The organism is Ruminococcus sp. RTP21198st1_G1_RTP21198_201120 (genome assembly GCF_040924265.1).
Taxonomy (GTDB): domain Bacteria; phylum Bacillota; class Clostridia; order Oscillospirales; family Ruminococcaceae; genus Hominimerdicola; species Hominimerdicola aceti.
The window spans coordinates 1-21,587 of record NZ_JBCOMH010000006.1 but is presented as its reverse complement, the minus strand read 5'-3'; the positions used below and the strand labels follow the sequence as shown (position 1 = coordinate 21,587).

Annotated in this window: 18 protein-coding genes and 1 CRISPR repeat array; of the genes, 13 read left to right on the top strand and 5 right to left on the bottom strand. The window is 42.4% G+C overall.

Annotated elements, in window-relative coordinates; genetic code table 11:
• The first annotated feature begins 8 nt into the window (after positions 1-8).
• Positions 9-1,883 carry a type II secretion system protein gene (locus AB5627_RS05055; protein ID WP_022286801.1) on the top strand — a complete coding sequence of 625 codons (1,875 nt, stop codon included), beginning with the start codon at positions 9-11 and terminating at the stop codon, positions 1,881-1,883.
• A 127-nt stretch (positions 1,884-2,010) separates the two neighbouring features.
• Here the strand turns inward: AB5627_RS05055 and AB5627_RS05050 are convergent, their stop codons facing one another.
• Positions 2,011-2,835 carry an A24 family peptidase gene (locus tag AB5627_RS05050; protein WP_022286802.1) on the bottom strand — a complete coding sequence of 275 codons (825 nt, stop codon included), beginning with the start codon at positions 2,833-2,835 and terminating at the stop codon, positions 2,011-2,013.
• 159 nt (positions 2,836-2,994) lie between these two features.
• Between AB5627_RS05050 and AB5627_RS05045 the strand changes: the two genes are divergently transcribed.
• Together AB5627_RS05045 and AB5627_RS05040 are read left to right on the top strand one after the other, a co-directional pair.
• A complete protein-coding gene (locus tag AB5627_RS05045; protein ID WP_022286803.1) occupies positions 2,995-4,674 on the top strand; it encodes a GspE/PulE family protein in 1,680 nt (559 codons plus the stop codon).
• 27 nt (positions 4,675-4,701) lie between these two features.
• Entirely contained in the window at positions 4,702-5,772 is a 1,071-nt protein-coding gene (locus AB5627_RS05040; protein WP_022286804.1) for a type IV pilus twitching motility protein PilT, read from the top strand.
• Positions 5,773-5,838: 66 nt separating this feature from the next.
• Here the strand turns inward: AB5627_RS05040 and AB5627_RS05035 are convergent, their stop codons facing one another.
• The 4 genes from AB5627_RS05035 to AB5627_RS05020 all read right to left on the bottom strand — a co-directional run bounded on the left by AB5627_RS05035 (position 5,839) and on the right by AB5627_RS05020 (position 11,208).
• Positions 5,839-6,735 carry a DMT family transporter gene (locus AB5627_RS05035; protein ID WP_368369703.1) on the bottom strand — a complete coding sequence of 299 codons (897 nt, stop codon included), beginning with the start codon at positions 6,733-6,735 and terminating at the stop codon, positions 5,839-5,841.
• Positions 6,710-7,114 carry a DUF3783 domain-containing protein gene (locus AB5627_RS05030; protein WP_022286806.1) on the bottom strand — a complete coding sequence of 135 codons (405 nt, stop codon included), beginning with the start codon at positions 7,112-7,114 and terminating at the stop codon, positions 6,710-6,712. The genes AB5627_RS05035 and AB5627_RS05030 overlap by 26 nt, the downstream gene beginning before the upstream one ends.
• 157 nt (positions 7,115-7,271) lie before the next feature.
• The gene (yicI, locus tag AB5627_RS05025; protein ID WP_022286807.1) at positions 7,272-9,614 is read right to left on the bottom strand and encodes an alpha-xylosidase; all 2,343 of its coding nucleotides are present in this window, start codon (positions 9,612-9,614) and stop codon (positions 7,272-7,274) included.
• Positions 9,615-9,960: 346 nt separating this feature from the next.
• A complete protein-coding gene (locus AB5627_RS05020) occupies positions 9,961-11,208 on the bottom strand; it encodes a CapA family protein (protein ID WP_022286808.1) in 1,248 nt (415 codons plus the stop codon).
• A 263-nt stretch (positions 11,209-11,471) separates the two neighbouring features.
• Here AB5627_RS05020 and cas3 point away from each other — a divergent pair, with 263 nt between their 5' ends.
• The 10 genes from cas3 to AB5627_RS04970 all read left to right on the top strand — a co-directional run bounded on the left by cas3 (position 11,472) and on the right by AB5627_RS04970 (position 21,451).
• Positions 11,472-13,676 carry a CRISPR-associated helicase Cas3' gene (gene cas3 / locus AB5627_RS05015; RefSeq protein ID WP_265290755.1) on the top strand — a complete coding sequence of 735 codons (2,205 nt, stop codon included), beginning with the start codon at positions 11,472-11,474 and terminating at the stop codon, positions 13,674-13,676.
• Between the two features lie 306 nt (positions 13,677-13,982).
• On the top strand, positions 13,983-14,702 hold the full coding sequence (gene cas5c, locus AB5627_RS05010) for a type I-C CRISPR-associated protein Cas5c (protein ID WP_368369702.1): 720 nt from the start codon (positions 13,983-13,985) through the stop codon (positions 14,700-14,702).
• Positions 14,696-16,525, top strand: coding sequence for a type I-C CRISPR-associated protein Cas8c/Csd1 (gene cas8c / locus AB5627_RS05005; protein WP_368369701.1), 1,830 nt, complete (start codon positions 14,696-14,698; stop codon positions 16,523-16,525). The genes cas5c and cas8c overlap by 7 nt, the downstream gene beginning before the upstream one ends.
• A 17-nt stretch (positions 16,526-16,542) precedes the next feature.
• The gene (gene cas7c / locus AB5627_RS05000) at positions 16,543-17,409 is read left to right on the top strand and encodes a type I-C CRISPR-associated protein Cas7/Csd2 (protein WP_265290753.1); all 867 of its coding nucleotides are present in this window, start codon (positions 16,543-16,545) and stop codon (positions 17,407-17,409) included.
• Positions 17,409-18,089: a CRISPR-associated protein Cas4 gene (gene cas4 / locus AB5627_RS04995; protein WP_022287596.1), complete on the top strand. Its 681-nt coding sequence runs from the start codon at positions 17,409-17,411 to the stop codon at positions 18,087-18,089. The genes cas7c and cas4 overlap by 1 nt, the downstream gene beginning before the upstream one ends.
• Complete coding sequence (gene cas1c / locus AB5627_RS04990) at positions 18,082-19,104, top strand: type I-C CRISPR-associated endonuclease Cas1c (protein ID WP_022287595.1); 1,023 nt, start codon at positions 18,082-18,084, stop codon at positions 19,102-19,104. Before cas4 ends, cas1c begins: the two co-directional genes overlap by 8 nt.
• 11 nt (positions 19,105-19,115) lie before the next feature.
• On the top strand, positions 19,116-19,406 hold the full coding sequence (gene cas2, locus AB5627_RS04985) for a CRISPR-associated endonuclease Cas2 (protein ID WP_041337298.1): 291 nt from the start codon (positions 19,116-19,118) through the stop codon (positions 19,404-19,406).
• 159 nt (positions 19,407-19,565) lie between these two features.
• Positions 19,566-20,587: direct repeats of the CRISPR family, unit length 32 nt; unit sequence GTCACGCTCCACGTGAGCGTGTGAGTTGAAAT.
• A gap of 33 nt (positions 20,588-20,620) precedes the next feature.
• The gene (locus AB5627_RS04980; RefSeq protein ID WP_022286933.1) at positions 20,621-21,094 is read left to right on the top strand and encodes a hypothetical protein; all 474 of its coding nucleotides are present in this window, start codon (positions 20,621-20,623) and stop codon (positions 21,092-21,094) included.
• A 68-nt stretch (positions 21,095-21,162) separates the two neighbouring features.
• Positions 21,163-21,285 (top strand): hypothetical protein, encoded by a 123-nt coding sequence (locus AB5627_RS04975; protein ID WP_265290752.1) that lies wholly within the window; start codon positions 21,163-21,165, stop codon positions 21,283-21,285.
• A complete protein-coding gene (locus AB5627_RS04970) occupies positions 21,269-21,451 on the top strand; it encodes a hypothetical protein (protein WP_022286932.1) in 183 nt (60 codons plus the stop codon). Before AB5627_RS04975 ends, AB5627_RS04970 begins: the two co-directional genes overlap by 17 nt.
• The last annotated feature ends 136 nt before the right edge of the window (positions 21,452-21,587 follow it).

Below are 21,587 nucleotides of genomic sequence, written 5' to 3'. Positions count from 1 at the left end.
TCTTGAAAATGAATAAAAACCGCAAGGGTTTTACCCTTGTTGAGCTTATCGTTGTGGTAACGATTTTCGGCGTGATCCTCGGAGCTATCCTTAATATGATCAAACCTGCAAATAATGTTTATCATGACGCTGATGCAACAATGGAAAGCAATGTCATAGGTTCAGGTCTTATAGACTATCTTGATGATGAGCTTAGATATTCGACCAATGTTCTTGTGCTTAAAGATTATATTGGTGTGCCTGATGTTTCAACCTCTGGTACTATCGGTGCAAGCGGTGTGACCTATTCAAACTGTATCGTTATTGACAATAATAATCTTCGTGGCTATAGTCTGAAAAACTATTCAGGCAGCGACACGGATACAGCCGCAAAGAGAATGGGTGCAAAAGGCTGTATCATCAATGTAGGTAATGTAAATACAGAGGGCTTAAACTTTAATAATTCTGCTGTTGCAAGAGGCGTTGATTTTTACGACAATTATAAGTTTGATATCGGTGCAAGTATCAGCAATATTGAGGAAATGCGTACTCTCGACGTTTCTCTTACAGCCTATCAGCCAACATATGAGAACGGAAGCTATACTTTTACGAAAACAAAGTATAAAAAGGACGCAGCAGTAAATCTTACAAATATTAACATAAATGAAGGCGATTCAGATTCATACAAAGTTCGTGACTATAAAGATTTCTCTGTAGCTCCTGATTATGTCACATATCCTCAGGCAACTACTGCTCCTGCAGGTTGCACAGCTCAGCAGGGAAAGTATTACAGCCTTGACGCTTCAAACACATATACTTATATTTTCTATGATAAGACAACAGTTTCAAGTTCAAAAACATACAGTGTAAAGTTTATCTACTCTGCAAGCGACCCTGATTCAACGCTTCGTGGTAAACAGATAGATACTAAGTCTGTCAAGGCGGGTACAGTTTATAAAACTCCACCTTCTATGCCATCAAGAACAGGTTATGGCACGCCTTATTGGGTAGACAGCAAGAATAACGTTGCTGATTTTACAACAGGCGTAACAATAAATAAGGATATGGTATTCTCCTGTGTTTATCCGCCTGTTGCACCGAAAGCCCAATTTAATGTAACGTTTGAGAATATCAACGGTTCTACATTTACAACAACAAAAGTCTATGATGGCGACTTTGCAAATGACCCGGGAATTCCAACTGACATGGATACTATAAAACAGGATTTTGTTAAGTGGGTATACAAATCAGATAACTCAAAGGGTCTTACTGATGTTTCTATTACAGATAGCTCAGTTGTTTTCGTTCCAGTTGTACAGAACAAGCATAAGGTTGAGTTTAAATTAAATGGTTCTTTAATAAATGCCTCAACTATTTATGTTTCTGATGGACAGTATGCAAATTATCCAGGAGCTACCCCTGTTTCGTCAGACGCTGATAAGATATTTGGCGGTTGGGTCGTAGAAGGAACAAGCGATGATATATCTACTAAGGTTATAACATCAGATACTGTTTTTGAGGCAACCTTCATTTCAAAACCGACAAATGATTTGTACGTTATCAGCAGTATCGCAAGAAAAATCAATGATGGTGAGATAGACTATGATATAACAATACAGAATAATGGTTCTGATGTTGTAAAGATCTGGTCTTTAAGTGCTAATGTTGGTTTTGCATTTGATCAGATGCAGGCGGATTGGAGATTGAAAATTCCAAATGATAAGGTTTGTGGATTTACAACGAACAACGATTTGAATAACCCATCAAACTGTGTATTTATTCCAGCGGGTGGAACCGTCACAGTTACGTTGTATTTTAAGAAGTACAACGATCCAAAGTATACTGAGGATCTTTCAAAGTATTCACTTAACCCATCTGATATTACAGTATCTAAGGTACAGTAATTTCTTTTCTCAATCAGACCCCTCCACGGGTCTGATTGCTGAAAAAATCCCCTTAACAGAAAACTTCTATTAAGAGGATTTTTTGAGCAAAAAAATTCCGCAGTATCAAACTGCGGAATTTGTGCAATTATCTTATTATCAGCATTGCTTCGTTCATCATCTCGTTAAGACCAGTAAAGTCCATGTACCATGAACCGATCTGCTCTGAGTACAAAGCTGCAACAGCAATTCCTATGGAGAGATATGGACCAAATGCAAATACTGAATCACCGCTGCGGTGCTTCTGGATAAGTCCACCGATCGAGCCTGTTATCAGTCCGATAAGAAGCGCTACCAAAGCACCCTGCATTCCGAGAAACAACCCTGCTGCTGCCATGAGATATACATCTCCCATGCCCATTGCTTTCTCATGTGTGATAAGACAAATAATAAGCAAAGGCACGCTCACAATGAAAAATCCGATCAAGTGTGACTTAAGCGTAAGTCCCGTCTGATCTTTGCAGAAGATGTATTCCGCAACACCAAGCAAACCTATGAATATCACAACATATGTGTTGATAAGCTGAGTGTCCCAGTCCATGAAGAATACAACGATAAGAGCAGAGAATAACAGACAGACAAGTGCTGCACGAAGCGGATTGAAAATTCCATTAAAATGGTAGAATACCCATAAGTAGAGCAGTGCGTTCAGCGTTTCAACTATAGTGTATCTTGCCGATATCTTTGCACCGCAGCTTCGACACTTTCCACGAAGTATGCACCAGCTTACTATCGGTATCAGGTCACGCCGTTTGATTGGCTCACCGCAGGTCATACAGTGAGAATTTCGCTTGATAAGACTTTCATTTTTCGGCAATCGGTATATGCAGACATTAAGAAAACTGCCTATGCACGCTCCGAAGATGAACACAAATACATAAATGATTATGTATGATAAGGTTAAATTATCCACAGTGATCCTCCTTTGGATTCATTAGTTAATATATTAATTTTATCATACTTTCATGAAGATTACAATAGATAATATGATTTTTTTGCGGTTTTTGCACCGCAGCAGACGTTTCCGCAGCGTCGGATCCCTAAATCAATGCGGAGGATTGGAGTAATATATATGAGAAACGGCCCTATCGGTCAGTATCTGGTACAGAAAGGTCTTATAACTGAAGAACAGCTTCAGGAAGTTCTTGCCAAACAGAAGGAGCAAAAGGGAAGACTTTTTGGTGATGTCATTATTGACATGAAGCTCGTTACCGATGTTCAGTTCTGTCAGGTCCTTGCCGAGCGACTTAATGTGTCTTATATCGACCTTGATAATACTGAGCTTATGCCTGATATCGTCAAGAAGATACCGGAGGCAACTGCAAGAAAGTATAACGTCATCGCAGTTAGCAAAATAGGCAAGCGTATGACCGTTGCAACTAATGACCCTATCAACTTCTATATCTTTGAGGATCTTCGTGTTATCACAGGCTGCAGCATAACACCTGTCCTTGCCACAAAGTCATCTATCAACCGTGCAATCGGTAAGATGTACTCAGAAGGTCAGGTTAACTCCGTTGTTGACGAAGCTACAAAGCAAAAAGAGGAAGAGCTTAACCTTGAAGAACTCAAGGATATCTCCGAGGAGAGAATCGAGAACGCTCCTATTGTTAAACTTGCTACCGCTATCGTCGAGAACGCCCAGCGTCAGGACGCAACGGATATACATATCGAGCCATTCAAGGATAAAACCGTTATCCGTATCCGTGTAAACGGCGACCTTATTGAGCTTATGACCCTTTCCGCCGCACTTCATACTTCGCTTGTTACCCGTTTCAAGATCTTGAGCGGCATGAATATCGCCGAAAAGCGTATCCCACAGGACGGTCGTATGTCACAGGTCGTTGACGGCACAACTCTTGACCTCCGTGTATCTAACCTTCCAATGGTGTACGGTGAGAAAGTCGTTCTCCGTATCCTCGCAACAGGCGATATGTCCCTTAGAAAAATAACCGACCTGGGTATGACAGATTATAACTATAAGAGATTTGAGGCGTGCCTGAAAGTGCCGCAGGGAGTTGTCCTTGTAACAGGCCCTACAGGTTCAGGTAAATCTACCACACTTTATGCCGCGCTTGGTGAGATCTCAAAGCCTAATAACAATGTTATTACCGTCGAAGACCCAGTCGAGAAAAAGATTGATGGCGTAAACCAGTGCCAGATAAACGAAAAGGCAGGCATGACATTCGGTGCAGCCCTTCGTTCTATCCTCCGTCAGGACCCAGACATCATAATGGTCGGAGAAATGCGTGATACCGAAACTGCTGAGATCGCTATCCGTGCCGCTATTACAGGACACCTTGTTTTGTCAACACTTCATACCAATGACGCCGCTTCTACTGTAACAAGACTTGTGGATATGGGCGTTGAGGCATACATGGTCGCAACCTCACTTATCGGTATCGTTGCTCAGCGTCTTACAAAGGTGCTTTGCCCTGAGTGCAAAAAGCCTAGAATGTCAACTGAGGAAGAAAACGAGCTTATGGGTCTTGACCATTCAGTACAGGTGTACGACCCATGTGGCTGTCCAAAGTGCAATAACACAGGATATAAGGGAAGAACCGCTATCCATGAGATCCTTCTCGCAACACCGTCTATGCAGGCTCTTATCACAAGGGGAGCAAAAGCTGACGAAATTCAGGAGCTTGCAAAGAAAGAGGGCTGTCACCTGCTTCGTGACAACGTTTCAGAGCTTGTTCAGCAAGGCAAGACCTCAATGGACGAACTTATCCGTGTAACATATGCTGTATAAAAAAGAAATATATGGAGGTAAATTCTAATGGCAATCGACATTAACAAAATTCTTGATGAAGCAAGAGCCCTTGGCTGTTCCGACCTGCACTTCACCGTAGGTATTCCGCCGATAGTTAGACAGGGCGGTAACCTGAGAAAGCTTTCCTCATATCCTGATATGACCGAGATCGAAATTCTCAAAATATGCGAGGATATGTGTACAGATAAGCAGCGTCAGTCTATCAAAGACCATATTGATACCGACTTTACATATGTATCTTCAAGAGGTTTCCGTCACCGTGTAAACGTGTATCGTCAGAGAGGAAACACGGCCATCGCTCTCCGTCTTTTGAGAAACGATATCCCGACCCTTACCGACCTTGACCTGCCACCTATCCTTGCAGAGTTCTCAATGAGACCTCGTGGACTTGTGCTTGTAACAGGCCCTACAGGTTCCGGTAAGTCAACAACTCTTGCCGCAATGATCGACCATGTAAATATCCATAAATCAGCTCATATCATCACTATCGAAGACCCTATCGAGTATATGCACGCTCATAAGAGATGTATGGTAAACCAGAGAGAGATCGGACCTGATGTACCGAGCTTCTCACTTGCTCTGCGTGCTGCTCTCCGTGAGGACCCGGACATTATCCTCGTAGGAGAAATGCGTGACTTCGAGACTATCGAAGCTGCTGTTACCGCCGCTGAAACAGGACATCTTGTTATGAGTACACTTCATACAACGTCCGCACCGTCAACTATCGACCGTATCATCGACGTTTTCCCTGCTCACCAGCAGCATCAGATCAGAACTCAGCTTGCTTCCGTTCTCGTTGGTATCTGTACTCAGACACTTTGCCGTACATTCGACGGCACAAGCCGTGTAGCTTGCTGTGAGATTCTTAATGCAACAGACTCTATCAAAGCTATGATCCGTGACGATAAGGTGCATCTTATCGGTTCAGCTATGCAGACAGGTAAAGCAACAGGAATGCAGACCATGGATCAGGAGCTTGCAAAGCTCGTTCGTTCGAGAACGATCTCCATGGACGTTGCGCTTGAAAAGTGCGTAAACCCACAGGATCTCAAGAGATTTATCGCAGGCGGAGCTTAAACTACAATATTAATAATAAAGAGCGTTTTTACTTTCTCGGTAAAAACGCTCTTTTTGTATGTTTTTTCAGCCCTTGACCTCACTGTCCTTGTGCCATACGTTGTTGTAAAGAAAAACAAGCACAGCCATTGCAATGATAATGAAATATCCAAGAAAGCTCCAGCCATCAGGAATATCTCCAAAAAGGAAATATCCCAAAATTGTGGTAAAAATCAACTGCGAGTAATCATAAACCGATATCTCCCTTGCAGGAGCGTGAGTGTAAGCCGCAGTTATAGCGAACTGTCCGCCTGCCGCACCTGCGCCAGCTCCCAATAAACAAAGTATTTGGAAAATCGTCATAGGGTGGAAATCTAATATTAGAAATGGCAGGGTGAACAAGCAGGAAAATCCCGAGAAGTATGCAACTATCACCGCACCATTTACTCCATGCTGTCCTAAGTATCTTACGCAAGCGTAAGCAAGTCCCGCTCCCATTCCTCCTAGAAAACCAATAAGGGCAGGGAAGAAGTCCACATTCTGAAAACTCGGCTTGATGATAAACAAGCTTCCTATAAATGCACAAATTACAGTGAAGCCCTGAAAGAAAGTCAGCCGCTCTTTAAGGAAAATAAAAGAGAAAATGATAACGAAAAACGGTGACATTTTGTTTAGCATGGAAGCGTCAGACAGCACAAGATGATCTATGGCATAAAAGTTTCCAAGCATTCCTAGCGTGCCAGCAAGCGCCCTCACAAAAATGACCGCATTGTTCTTTTTGCCCTCAATGTGAAAGCGTATGTGATTTTTCTTTAGCACTCCGATAGCGAAAAACAACGCCACAAAATTTCTGAAAAAGGTCTTTTGCACCGTCGGTAAGTCTCCCGAAAGCCGCACAAATGCGAACATGAATGCAAACGAAAAAGCCGACAGAATAATGTAAATAATAGCCTTGTATTTACTTTTCACCGCTGTCGCCCCCATTCATGTGAAGGTGTTCACGCCTCAGCTCTTTTATAAGCTCGCCAACGTTCCAGCTTTGATTGTGTGCCGTGACAATGGCTTTTAACTTCACCGTAGCTTCTTTTTCCCTAAGCATTTTCAGTATAGGGTCAAGGCTCCTGCCGTCAATGCCCGAAAAAATAAGGCACTCGTCCGTGATGTCCTCGCCCTCTTTTTCAGACCTGACAAAGCCCTTGAAACCGCAAAGATATCCCACCTGCTGTCCCATTATCTCATTGTCAAAGAAAACAGCCTCCGCATTTTCGCTTTTAGCAATATCTTCAATGATATCACGCTTTTGCGAACTGATATTTATGCCGATTATCTTTTTCGGTATAGCACTTCGTATTCTTGATTTCATAAAATTACTCCTCAAATCGTACTATCTATATTATACCCCGATCTCATATTTTCTTCAAGAGCAAATATACAGAATTTTTACCCTCATTTGCCCCGATTTTATGTGCGAACGCAAAAAAATCGCCCCGATCTCTCGGAGCGATGATTTTATTTAGTCATTAGAGTTCAATGATTACCTTGCCGCTGAAGTTAGGAGCAATTTCAACAGTCTTGTCTGTGTTAGCCACAGCGATCTTGAAGCTTGCCTTTGTGTCAGTGTATTCGCACTCGATCTTGTTGCCGTGTCTTGTAGCTGTCAGCTCGAATACCTTGTTTGCTTCAGTGTCATAAATAGGGCAAACTGCACTCTTGCCGTCTTCAAGCTCGTAGATAGTGAATGTTGTGCCCTCAAGATAATCATACTCTATCTGTCTTTCAAAGTTGCCGTATGCAATAATGCTGTTTGGCTTAGCAAGAGCAGGGATCTCAAAGTATGAGCATTTGTGCTTGTACCACTTGCCGCCCTCAAGAACCTTGCCAGTGATAATATCTGTCCACTTGCCCTCAGGAACATAGTATTCAGCGATACCCTCGTCATTAAGGATAGGAGCAACAAGAATGTTGTCGCCGAACATATACTGTCTGTCAAGCGTCAGGCAAGTTGGGTCGTCAGCAAAGTCGATGACCATTGCTCTCATTACAGGTACGCCGACCTCGTGTGTCTTGATAGCCTGAGCCCACAGATAAGGCATGAGCTTGCCCTTGAGCTTTGTGAAGAAGCGCAGAACGTCGCAGGATTCCTCATCGAAGAGCCATGGCACTCTGTATGACTGGTTACCATGTAGTCTTGAATGTGATGAGAACATACCGAACGCAGCCCATCTCTTGTAAATGTCAGGTGTAGCAGTAGCTTCAAAGCCTGCCATGTCATGTGAAGTGTAGCCGAAGCCTGAGATACAAAGTGACAGACAGCCTCTTACAACCTCAGCCATTGAGTTGTAGTTGCCTGAGCAATCTCCGCCCCAGTGAACAGGGAACTTCTGACCGCCTGCTGTAGCAGAACGTGCGAACAGACAAGCCTTGTTCTCTCCAAAATATTCTTTCAGTACATTGAATACGCACTCATTATAAAGATATGTGTAGAAGTTGTGCATCTTGATAGGGTCAGAGCCGTCATAGTAAACAACATCTCTTGTAGGTATTCTCTCACCAAAGTCTGTCTTGAATGTGTCAACACCCATTTCGCAGAGCTTTCTCAGATATCCTGCATACCACTTGCAAGCCTCAGGATTAGTGAAGTCAACAATAGCCATACCAGGCTGCCACTCATCGCACTGGAATACAGAACCGTCAGTTTTCTTGATGAAGTAGCCGTTCTTCATACCCTCGTCAAAGAGCTTTGAACGCTGACCAACATATGGGTTGATCCATACGCAAGTTTTCAGACCCTTGTTTTCGTGCAATCTCTTGAGCATTGCAGGTGGGTCAGGGAACTGTGACTTGTCCCACTCAAAGTTACACCACTCAAAGCCCTTCATCCAGAAGCAGTCAAAGTGGAATACCTGAAGAGGAATATCTCTCTCAGCCATGCCATCAATAAATGATGTGATAGTTTCCTCATCATATGTTGTTGTAAATGAAGTTGTGAGCCACAGACCAAATGAGAATGCAGGCGGCAGTGAAGGCTTGCCTGTAAGGTCAGTGTAGCCCTTGAGTACGTCAGTGAGGTTAGCACCGCCGAATACATAGTATTCAAGGCTCTCGCCTGGAACTGTCATTGATACCTTGGAAACAGTATCAGAGCAAACCTCATATGAAACCTTGTCAGTGCTGTTTACAAATACGCCGTAGCCCTTTGAAGAAAGATAGAATGGGATAGACTTGTAAGACTGATCTGAGCAAGTACCTCCGTCAGCGTTCCATATCTCAACGTTCTGACCGTTCTTAGTGAATGTTGTGAATTTCTCGCCGAAGCCGTAGAAATATTCGCCAACAGAAGTGTCAAACTGCTCTCTGATGTATGTTCTTGTAGGATCGGCAGGGTAGCTCCAGAATGTGTCGTCGAGCTGTGTCTGAAGTCTTGCCTGCTGCTTGTAAGCACTCTCGAAAATAACGCCTGTCGATCTCCAGCCACCGCTTGTGAGTTTCTTATCCCTATAATAGTATGTGAAGCTCCAGTTTTCCTTAGAAACAACGAGCTTTGTGTCGCCTGTAACAAGTACGGCTTCCTTGTCTGTAACAGTTACCTGTGGCTTGAAGCCCTTGTCCTCGAGAACAAAGTGCGGACCATTGTCAACATGACCCTTGTGGTGTGTGATGCTTACCTTTACGCAGTTCTCCTGAGTTGAAGTGTAAGCGATCTCAAGGTTTGCACTTCCGAGCATCATAGCTCTGTTGTATACAACGAAAGGTGTTGCCACAACGAGGAATCCGTTTTCGACCTCTTCGATCTCGAAAGCCTGATTTGCATAGTTTACTTCGTAGCCTCTCTGGTTGAGCCAGAAACCGTCAGCAAATTTCATGTAATAAACCCTCCTGTAAATTTAAAATAGTTTTCAGAATATAAAAAAATGAAAATTTTATCGGGAAGTCCGTTCCTCCCCCTTTATGTATATTTTATAGCATATTTGCCTAAATTGCAATAGTAAAAAAGTGATATGTGCAAGTATTTTAATGGATTGAGCATATTTTAGTGTAAACATTTCATGAATTGATATTTACATTATATAAATTTATTAAGATATATGTAAACCTTTACACAATACCAAAAAAAGCGGACGGCATAAAAGTCGTCCGCAGAAATATCATATTCTTTATCAACTTTGCAAACGGGACGTCGAGGGCGCCGTCCCCTACATATTGCCCCGACTACTCAATACTAAGAAACTCATCAGGTATGTAAGACAAGCATTGCTTCACGCTTTCACGAGTGAAGCCCTCAACATAATTCTTGGCAAACAGCTCGTCAGTGTATTCCGCATAAGGATAAACAGTGCAGTTGTACCAATCGCCATAATATGAATCACCCTCAAAGTGCGATATTATCGGTATCGCCTTAACGTTCTCGAATGTCACCTCATTGGTGTCAGGGTCCTTCACAACATTGAGTTTGCCAATAAGTCCCACAAGCGACTTTGTGTCATACATAGTCGAAATAAAGTTGCCCAAACCGTAGTAAACGAAAGCCTGTCCGCCCTCAGGCTTGTCAAGATATCCGCAAGTGCTGATAGTGTGCGCCTGCGTGCCTATTATCAGGTCAGCACCCCACTCCACAAGCTTAGGCGTTATCTCCGTCTGCTGTTTGTTAAGCTCGTTCTGTATCTCTGTGCCATAATGACATGAAACCACAACAACGTCCGCCATTTTGTCAGCCTCTTCTATCTGAGCCTTTATCTTGTCCTCTTCATCAAGATATATCACCTGAGCGCCGTCACCGCTGAGATAATTACCATTTGTGTGCTCCATGTATCCCAGAAAAGCAAATTTTATGCCGTTGACTTCCATGGTCTTGATAGTGTCAGCGTCCTCCTGCGAACGATAAGCACCGTAATGCACAATGCCCTTTGTGTCCCAGTAATCAAGAGAGCTTATAAGCCCCTCTTCACCCTGGTCGAGAACATGATTGTTTGACATAGAAACCACATTGAAGCCCATGTCAACTATTTTGTCGCCCACAGCAGTTGGCGATGCGAACATAGGATAGCTTTGTGGTTCAACGCTGTCTGTAACAAGCGTTTCCTGATTGATTATAGCCACATCAGTGCCTTCTATGTACTTTGTAACGTGTTCATAAGCCTGCGTGAAATCATATTTTTCACCACCGCCAAGCTTTAGCGCCTCATTATAAATGTTGTCGTGTATAAGGTTGTCGCCCACGCAAACCAGCGAGCAGGTGTAGCTTGGCTGTTCCTTTTCTTCTTCATTCACCTCGACCTCTTTTTTGCTGGAGCTGTCCTCAGTTTTTTTGACTTCCGCTTTGCTCTCGGTTTCGATCACTGTCAAAGCGTTTCCGTCAAGCTTGCTCGTGTCAAGCTTACCGCATGATACAGCACTCAGCGACAACATCGCCGAAAGAGCCACTACTGTGATCTTATTGTATAAAAGTCTGTACTTCATATAAATTCCTCTCATAACATTTTAAAAAAATACAAATTTACTTATAGTTTAATTTTAACACATTTTTAAATAATAATCAAGTCGAATTTTCAAAATGTCGAATGCTTTATGTTGACCTATATATTATAATGTATTATAATAAAAATATAACAATTTGTACAAATATTTGTTTATGTGTACAAAAATTTTCCCCACAAGTATTAAATTGTATGCTATAATAAAAATATAGATAGATTTGTCTATCCAAAAAAGGAGAAATGACCATGAAATATTACGCACACACCCGTGAGGACGGTGAAAGGCAAACTGTAAAAGCCCACCTTATAGGCGTAAGCAAATTGGCGGAGGACTTTTCAGTAGATCTTTTGAAACCCCTTGCGAAAAAAGCGAGCCTGTATCACGATATAGGTAAGTATGCTCTTAACTTTCAGAAACGGCTTGATGATGACAAAGTAAAATTCAGCCACGCTTCCTGCGGAGCGATAGAGTATAAAACACTTGCAGATAAAAACGATTGTTTCGCACCCCTTATGGAGTATTGCATCGCAGGACACCACACAGGACTTATGGACGGCGGCACAGTCGCAGACAACTCTGACAGCCCGACCCTAAACGGTACACTAAAAAGAGCAGACGAATATACGGGCGAAAGCGACTACAGTGCATACGCCACTGAAATAGAATTTGCCTCTTTAACACTGGAAGAAATAACACCGCCATTAAATGAACTGCGTTCTGCAAAAGACCCCACCGAGCTTATCGAGCGTTACGCCTTTTTCACCAAGTACGTGTTCTCTTGCCTGACAGACGCAGATTTTCTCGATACCGAAATATTTTGCAATAAAAATGTTGAACGTGGCATGAGCGGTGATTTTGAAAAGGCACTTGATAAACTGAACAGAGAATTAAGTGATATGCCGTCAGATAACCCGTTAAGGCAAGCAAGAAGCCGTATCCAGCAACAAGCTTTTGATAATTCGGTCAATAAAAGTCATATTTCAATTCTTGATATGCCAACAGGTAGCGGAAAAACCTTATGTAGTTTGAAACTAGCCTTAGAGAGCGGAAAGAAGAGAATCATATACGTCATACCTTACACAAGTATAATAGAACAGACCGCTAATAAGTTTGAAAAAATGTTCGGCGACGTTCTCCCTGTCCTACAGCATCATTCAAACTATTCCTATGACGGCAACACAGAGGAAGAAAAGAAAACCGTAGAGAAGCTCAAAAGGACCTGCGAAAATTGGGACGCACCACTTATAATCACCACAAGCGTGCAATTTTTTCAATCCATATACCATTATAAAGGCTCAGCACTGCGAAAGCTCCACAATCTCCGTGACAGCGTGATAGTTTTTGATGAAATACACCTTATTCCAACGGAACTTCTTCGTCCCTGCCTTAAAGCTGTGGGCTATATAACAAAGTATCTTAACAGCGAAGCCCTTTTTCTCTCCGCCACAATGCCCGATTATTCTAAGCTTTTTGATAAGTTCCTGCCTGATGTGAACTATAATAAGCTTGTTACCGACCGAACCAATTTTAAGTATTTCAAGAAATGCGAATATAAAGACATGGGCAAAACCACTCTTGAAACCATTGCAGAAAATGCCTCTCGGTGTAAAAATGCTCTGATCGTTGTGAATACCAAGAAAACAGCGGCAGAGCTTTACAATCTTGTTCAAGGTGAAAAATATCACCTTTCCGCCAATATGACCCCAGCCCACAGAAGCCGTGTCATAGAAGTAGTAAGAAAGAAGCTTAAAAAGGGCGAGTATATCACAGTAGTTTCAACTTCACTTGTAGAAGCAGGCGTTGACCTTGACTTTAACACAGTTTTCCGCCAGCTTTCAGGATTAGACAGTATTTTGCAGGCAGGGGGCAGATGTAATCGTGAGGGTAAAGATGCCAAGGGCTATGTGTACGTTTTTGACATTGACGAAACATACCGCAAGGGAAGCGACCTTGCCATGAGAATTAACAAGACTAAAGGTTTGCTGGAAAAGTACCAAGATATAACTTCCTATGATTGTATTAAAGAATACTACGACGGAATTTTCGACTTCAACCAAAGTCGTATAGCTGAAAACTCTATTGCGAAATATAACGAACAAAGCAACTCATTCGACCGCCAAGGCTTAATGTCACCATACAGCATACCATTCCGAAGCTACGCAATGCAGTTTGAATATATCTCCGCCGACACTATCTCTCTCGTTATCGACGATCCTAACGACCAGACTTGCCATAAACTTGTTGAAACCTTGCGTAATGGTGATATGTCAGTAAGAAGAGCATTGCAGAAATATTCAGTGTCTGTCTATATGAACGTTTTCAAGGATCTTTATTCTCAGGGTGTTCTCAAAGATCACGGCACAGGCATATTCATTCTTGAAAATCAAAGTTATTATAATAATGAAACAGGTTTGGACACCCAAGCCGCAATGCAGGATTATTTCATCTAAAACAAATGGCAGGCTGCCACCAAGACAGTCTGCCACTTGCTGCATTCCATATCGTACCGAATACGAATATTTTTCAACTCACATATGCGTAAAGCATAGACAAGTATATTATACAAACATTATTTTAAAAAGTCAACTTTTTTATACCACAAACCATTGAACGTAGAATTGTGAAATATGCCTAAAATCCGACACTTTTTTTATACATGAAAACTATTGACATTTTATTCATAATGGAGTATCATATATGTAGAGCGAAAGTGATGTACCAAATACTAATATAAGCTTAAAAGGAGTGATGCTAAAATGAGCTATGGTTTTAAGACCATCGTGACAGGTGACTACGCTTGCTTCTCAAGACCTGAAATGAAAGTTGAGAGGGTGAGTTACGACGTACCCACACCAAGCGCACTGGAGGGACTTATCAAATCAGTATATTGGAAGCCTGCCGTGCGCTATCAGATAAACAAAATAGTGGTGTTCAACCCTATCGAGTTTACCAATATCCGACGAAACGAGGTCAAAGATAAGCTGTTGTTATCATCAGTGAAACAGCAAATGAAAGGCGGAGGCTCAGCGGAGATGTACACCTCGGAGATACGAAGTCAGCGTGCGGCAATGGTGTTGAAAAATGTGAAATACGGTATCGATTTCACGTTTGAGCGCACCTATCTTAAATCAGACCACCCCGACGAATCTGATGAGAAGCATTATAATATAATGCTCAGACGTCTCAGAAACGGCCAGCATTTCAGACAGCCATGCCTTGGCTGCCGTGAATTTGCAATAAAGAGTATTGAACTTGTTGACGACTTTGACCTTACACAGATAGCACCGCAAAATATGGGTGATAAAGACCTTGGCTTTATGCTTTACGGCATGAAGTTTGAGGACGGAGGCAAGCCTGTCAATAATGATTGGAACGACCCTAAGTTTTCTGACAAGGCAGACGCAGTTTTCTACCGTCCGCATATGATAGACGGTGTTATCGACGTTGCAAAATACAGGGAGGAGATTAAATGCTGATAAAAGCCTTGTGCGATTACAGTGCTTTGCAGGAGAATAAAACTCCTGCAGGCTATTGTAAGCAAGCCATACACTTTGAAATTCTTCTTACCCCCGAGGGCAAGATAGCCGCAATAAACGATTTGAGAGTACCCCGAATTATCCCTCTGAAAAATAAAAAGACAAAAACAGTCTATGATCCAGTAATGGAACAGCTTCCCGTAAGAACGCAGAAACCGGGCATAGACAAAAATACGATCGAACACAGACCACTCTACATATTCGGTCTGAACTATGATAAAGGAACTTTGACCCCTACAGACGCTACCAACAAAGCGGCAAAATCACACAAATGCTTTTGCGAATGGAATGAGAAGTTCTTTGAGAATATCGACTCACCTATCTGCAAAGCCTATCTTAATTTTATCCGTACATGGGAACCTGAGCAGGAAACCCAAAACCCACACCTTCTTGCCCTAGGCAAGGAGTATTCAAGCTCCTACTATGAGTTTGGACTTGACGGCTCTCCTGAAACTAAGCTTCACAATGACAGTAAATTCAAAGCCGCCTATGAGGATTATCTCGCCCAGCTTAACGCCGACAGCGACAGTGACGATACCGAACTATCCACCTGTTCCATTCTTGGTGAGAAGCTCCCGCAAGCCCGTATCCATGATAAAATAAAGGGTATCAAAGGTGGAATGTCCTCAGGCTGTGTCCTCGTTGGCATGAAAGAATCTGCCTTTGAATCTTATGGCAAGAAGCAGTCATACAACAGCAATGTTTCTGAGAAAGCCATGAAAATGTATACCTCTGCGTTTAATTCTCTGCTTGCTGACAGGAGCCATTATAAGACTTTTGACGATATGACAATAGTCTATTTCGCAATGAAGAAGAACGATGTAGAAGAATGCAATATGTTTGCCGGTATGTTCAGCGGATTTGAGGACGAATTAAATAAAACCGTTGTGAACGAAGCCGACCGAAACTTAAACACTGTCATGACCCAGCTTAAACAGGGCAGGACAGCCGATATGCCTTATGACCCTAACGTAGAATTTTACGTTGCAGGCTTCACACCCAACAGCTCCAGAATATCCCAGAAGTTCATCTTCCACGATAAGTTCGGCAGGATATTTGACAATGTACTCAAACATCAGCAGGATATCACGTTTACTGAGGGTCAGCATCAAGTAAGCATTGAACGAATCAAGCGTGAGCCTATCTCACCAAAATCGTCCAAAGAAAAAGTTCCGTCACCTCTCACCGCCGCACTTTTTGAAGCAATACTCAAAGGCACAAGATACCCTGACGAACTGCTTTCCACAGTAATAACAAGGGTCAAGACCGACAGCGACGAGGAGAACAACCATTTTATAAAACTCAATGATACAAGGGCAGGCTTGATAAAAGGCTGCATAAACCGTAAGCAAAATAAGGAGGAGATCAAAATGTCATTAGACCTTGAAAACAAAAATCAGGCTTATCTCTGCGGAAGACTTTTCGCAGTGCTTGAAAAGATCCAGCAGGACGCTTCAGGCGGAGGACTTAACAGAACAATTAAGGACTCATACTTTGCTTCTGCGTGCTCAAAGCCGTCAACAGTTTTTCCAAAGCTGTATAAGCTTTCACAAAACCATATCAAGAAGCTTTCAAGCCCAATATTCTATAACAAACTCTGCGGAGAGATACTTGACGGACTTGACGGCAAATTCCCGTCTACACTCTCCCTAGACGATCAGGGCAGATTTATTGTAGGCTATGCACAGCAGTACAGAGATCTTTATACAAAAAAGTCAAAAGATAAGCCGGAAGAAAATTCTGAAGTTAAATCAGAAGAATAAAGAAAGGACGAAATATTATGGAAAACGCAATCAAGAACAGATATGAATTTGTAATGCTTTTTGACGTTGAGAACGGCAACCCAAACGGCGACCCTGACGCAGGCAATATGCCTAGAACAGACCCAGAAACAAGCCTCGGTATCGTTACAGACGTGTGCCTTAAAAGAAAGATAAGAAACTTTGTGGAGCTTACCAAAGAGGGCGAAGCAGGCTACAATATCCTTATCAAGGCAGACAAAGCCCTCAATACAAAGTTCACCGAAGCTTATAATACCCTTGGTCTTGCCACAAAGCAGAAAGGCAAGAATCCTGATGACGTTAAGCAGGTTCGTGACTATATCTGTCAGAACTACTTTGACGTAAGAACTTTCGGTGCAGTAATGAGTACAGGCGATGACCCGTGCGGCATTGTAAGAGGTCCTGTACAGCTCAACTTTGCAAGAAGTATCGACCCTGTTTTTGCTCAGGATATCACAATCACAAGACAGGCAAGAACAACAGAAGACAGACAGCAGAGCGGTGAGACCGAAATGGGCAAAAAGAGCATAATCCCATATGCTCTCTATCGTGGCGAGGGCTATGTTTCCGCAATGCTCGCTCAGAAGATAACAGGCTTTAGCGAGGACGACCTTGAGCTTCTTTGGACATCTATCATCAATATGTTCGAGCATGACAGAAGCGCCGCAAGAGGAAAGCTTTGTATGCGTAAGCTTATCGTGTTCAAGCATGACTCCGCCCTGGGCAATGCCCCTGCACATATCCTCTTTGACAAGGTGTCAGTTAAGCTCAAAGACGGCGTGACAACTCCAAGACATTACTCAGACTATGATATCTCCATAGATAAGGATATGCCTGAGGGCGTTACCCTTATTGAAAAGCTCTGATGAGCGAAGATGTAACTATCAATATCCGTGACATACAGCATTATATGTATTGTCCACGCAGGTTTGCTCTTTTAGAAGTTAATGACGACTGGGCTGAAAACGCCTTTGTCGTCAAAGCAAACCTCCTCCATGAGAACGTCCACAGCGGCGAGCGCAACTTTGAAAATAAGCGTAAGATCGTCCGAAGTGACGTGTCAGTGTATAACGATGACCCTAAGTACAATATTTTCGGAGTTGTAGATTGTATCGAGTTCGTCCGTGACAAAAGCGGTGACTATATAGATACTCTGGACGGCACATTCCGTGTGGAAATTGTGGAGTATAAACCCACCAGGCCCAAAGCAGGGGAGTTCAATCAGACCGACGCTATACAAGTCTATGCGCAGAAGCTTTGCGTGGATAACGTATTTCATTGCAATAGTCGATGTTTTCTGTACTATGCAGATGTGCGCAGACGATCAGAATTGCCCTTTGATACTCAGGGCGCAGAGTATGATAAAATGCTTTGCGACTATCTTGGAAAAATGCGTGAGATACTTGCAGCGGATATTATTCCAAAGCGTGTAAAAGGTCAGAAATGTTCAGGCTGTTCACTGTCGGATATGTGCTTTCCAAAAGTGAAGAAATATAGCGTGAAAAATACGATTTTCTCCATGAACGGAGGTGAAAACAATGCGTAAACTGCTCAATTCACTTTATATTCTCGAAGAAACTGCCTACCTCACACTTGACGGCGAAAACATAGTGTGCAGGGCAGAGGACAGCGAGAAGTTCCGTGTGCCTTTTACTAATATCGAGGATATCTATATTTTCAGCTATTCGGGCTGTTCACCTGCGCTTATGGGCAAGTGTGCAGAATATGGTATAGCCGTTAATTTTATTTCTCCTCAAGGTAAATTTCTCGCAAGAGTTCAGGGCAAAACAAAGGGCAACGTCTATCTGCGAAAAGAGCAGTTTGAGCTTTTTTCTATTCCTCAGCTTGACCTTATCAGGAATACTGTCGCCGCAAAGCTTTCAAATACACGTTATCTTATCAGACGTTCGCTCCACGATAACCCAGATATAAACAGTGACGGAGAGCTTACAGATTGTATAAAATATCTTGAAAACGGCATAAAGACCGTCTATGAAACTGCCGATAAAGATATCATCATGGGTATAGAGGGAAGCTGTGCAAAGGCATATTTTGATATATTTGACCGACTGATACTCCACCAAAAAGAAGATTTTTACCTTGCCAACCGCACCAAACGCCCACCCCTCGACAGAGTAAACGCCATGCTCTCGTTTCTGTATACTATCGCAATTTCATCATATACATCAGCCCTTGAAAGCGTAGGACTTGATAGCTGCCTCGGCTTTTACCACGCCCTGCGTTCAGGCAGAAGCAGCCTGTCCTGCGACCTTGTAGAGGAATTTCGTTGCGTGGTGGAGCGACTTGTGCTTACCATGATAAACTTGAAAATGATAAAGCCCGAGGACTTTGAAACTCAGGTCAGCGGCGCAGTATACCTCTCCAAAGAGGGCAAGAAAAAAGTCCTCACCGCATGGCAGGAGCGTAAGCGCATAAGCATAGTCCACCCATATCTGGGCGAAAAGATACAGCAAGGGCTACTCCCATATGTGCAAAGCTCGCTTCTCGCAAAATATATCCGTGGCGAGCTAGATGAGTACCCGAACTATTTGCTGAAATAGAGGTGATATAAATGATGACCTTAGTAAGCTATGATGTATCAACAACAGATAATAAGGGTAAAACAAGGCTGAGAAAAGTGTCGAAAGAGTGTCAAAATTATGGACAGCGAGTGCAGAACAGCGTGTTTGAAATAGACGTAGACTATGGCACTTTTCTGAAAGTGAAAGATAAACTTCTGAAAATAATAGACCCAAAGCATGATAGTCTGCGGATATATTACTTAGGCAACAATTGGAAGCATAGAGTAGAACACTACGGCACCAAAGAGACCTATGACCCTGAAGGCGTCCTAATATTTTGACCAGCGTACCCCAAGTGATCCACAAATCCCTAGTAAGTTCGCATGAAAATGCCATGCTATTTGTGAACGCACAGTGAACAAAATCAAACCGATACCCATTAAATAAAAAAATAAGTCCGCATCACGTTGAGCAAGCACCAGATATACACAACATCAAGTGTCACGCTCCACGTGAGCGTGTGAGTTGAAATTGCCGTTTTTCAATGCACTGGATATTGTTACCAGTCACGCTCCACGTGAGCGTGTGAGTTGAAATACCAGACACCATTGATGAACAAGTAATGAACTTTGTCACGCTCCACGTGAGCGTGTGAGTTGAAATACAAAATGATGTTAAAATTGGCGAAGACTTGTAAAAGTCACGCTCCACGTGAGCGTGTGAGTTGAAATGGATTACTGCATGGGCTAGGCACGAACTTTTTAGTCACGCTCCACGTGAGCGTGTGAGTTGAAATTTTTGCACCGCTACCGAAATTTGTACCACACATGTCACGCTCCACGTGAGCGTGTGAGTTGAAATGAATAAACCCCCTCAAAATCCCAAACACCTAAAGGTCACGCTCCACGTGAGCGTGTGAGTTGAAATTTTCTGTCATGGAATAGTTTTCAATGGGATTATAGTCACGCTCCACGTGAGCGTGTGAGTTGAAATTGCCGTCAAAAACAATATCGTCATTTACTGGATTGTCACGCTCCACGTGAGCGTGTGAGTTGAAATGACAATGAAGTTATTGAGAACTCGACTGTAAATCGTCACGCTCCACGTGAGCGTGTGAGTTGAAATTTTCACCTGCAATTCTTATCGTATCATCTTTGCGTCACGCTCCACGTGAGCGTGTGAGTTGAAATTCAAATTCTTCATCGGGTCAGACAACGTGATAACGCGTCACGCTCCACGTGAGCGTGTGAGTTGAAATGTCTTTGGGTTGAAATACGCCGTACTTGGTTTCCAGGTCACGCTCCACGTGAGCGTGTGAGTTGAAATCCTTTTCAAACGTGTCAACATAGCGTGGAATGTGTCACGCTCCACGTGAGCGTGTGAGTTGAAATGCACAAGAAAAAAAGGCTGGCAAACCAGGAATAAGTCACGCTCCATGTGAGCGTGTGAGTTGAAATAAAATGCTTGAATACATAGACCCTGCAAGCTGTGTCACGCTCCACGTGAGCGTGTGAGTTGAAATACGATAATGTAAAAAAGAGAGAGGTATCATGCAATGATTAAATTATTTTTGAAAGAATACTTAGATGAAATGTCAACTGTATGTAGGGATAATCAGAATAATGTAAGTATCGCTGTAAATCCCGATTCTGAAAGGCAGGGACATCCTTATTTCAAATTTTATAATAACGTTTATTATGGAGATGCTGCTAAGGTGGTTAGAATTTTATTTAATTCAGCAGATTATGTTGAAAATAAAAATGCAGAAGACCAAAAGCTTTGGAAACTTTCGCATAAAGAAAAAAAGTTGCTTAAAGAACTTTTGAGTAGTCCTTCTGCAGAATATTCAGATATGACTATTTGGGAAGCTTGTAAATTTGAGTGGAACTTTGAATATTTAGAGCAATCTATTAACTTAGATAAATATGTAAATGGTGAATATGATAAGGATAAAACATTCACAGAAAATCCTGGCTATGTACACTACAGTTTGGAAATGCCTGATTATTTAGAATTAAACTTTTGCTAAATATGTAACTTTAACGTACGCTCCACGTGAGCGTGTGAGTCAATTTTCGTTTCATCGCAGGACTTAGGGTGTACGTTATCCGCTCAGACCACAGCAAGTGTTGTGCGTGGTGTTCAAAGCTTGCAGTAAAAGACGTTTATCCTGAATTTAACTGGAGAAAAGGGGGCTATGTTCATGGCAGAAGAAAATGATATTCTCACAAAGTTAAAAAAAGGCGAAAAAGTTGAGTGTCCTGTTTGCCATAACGGCTACTATGTTCCTGTGAATACAACAGCAGATAAGGCACATTACTTTGTCTGCACTAATAAAGAGTGTAACGGACATTATCGGTGGGAGCCGATAATCGATATTGAATAATACAAATAACCGCTTGACTAAAAGCGGGTACTCATAAAGAAGTTTTAATGATTTGAATGAAAGGGGCTGTAAAAAAACGCGCAATAAAAAAAGACTGCAACCACCCTTAAAAGGGTAGGAAAGCAGTCTTTTTTGT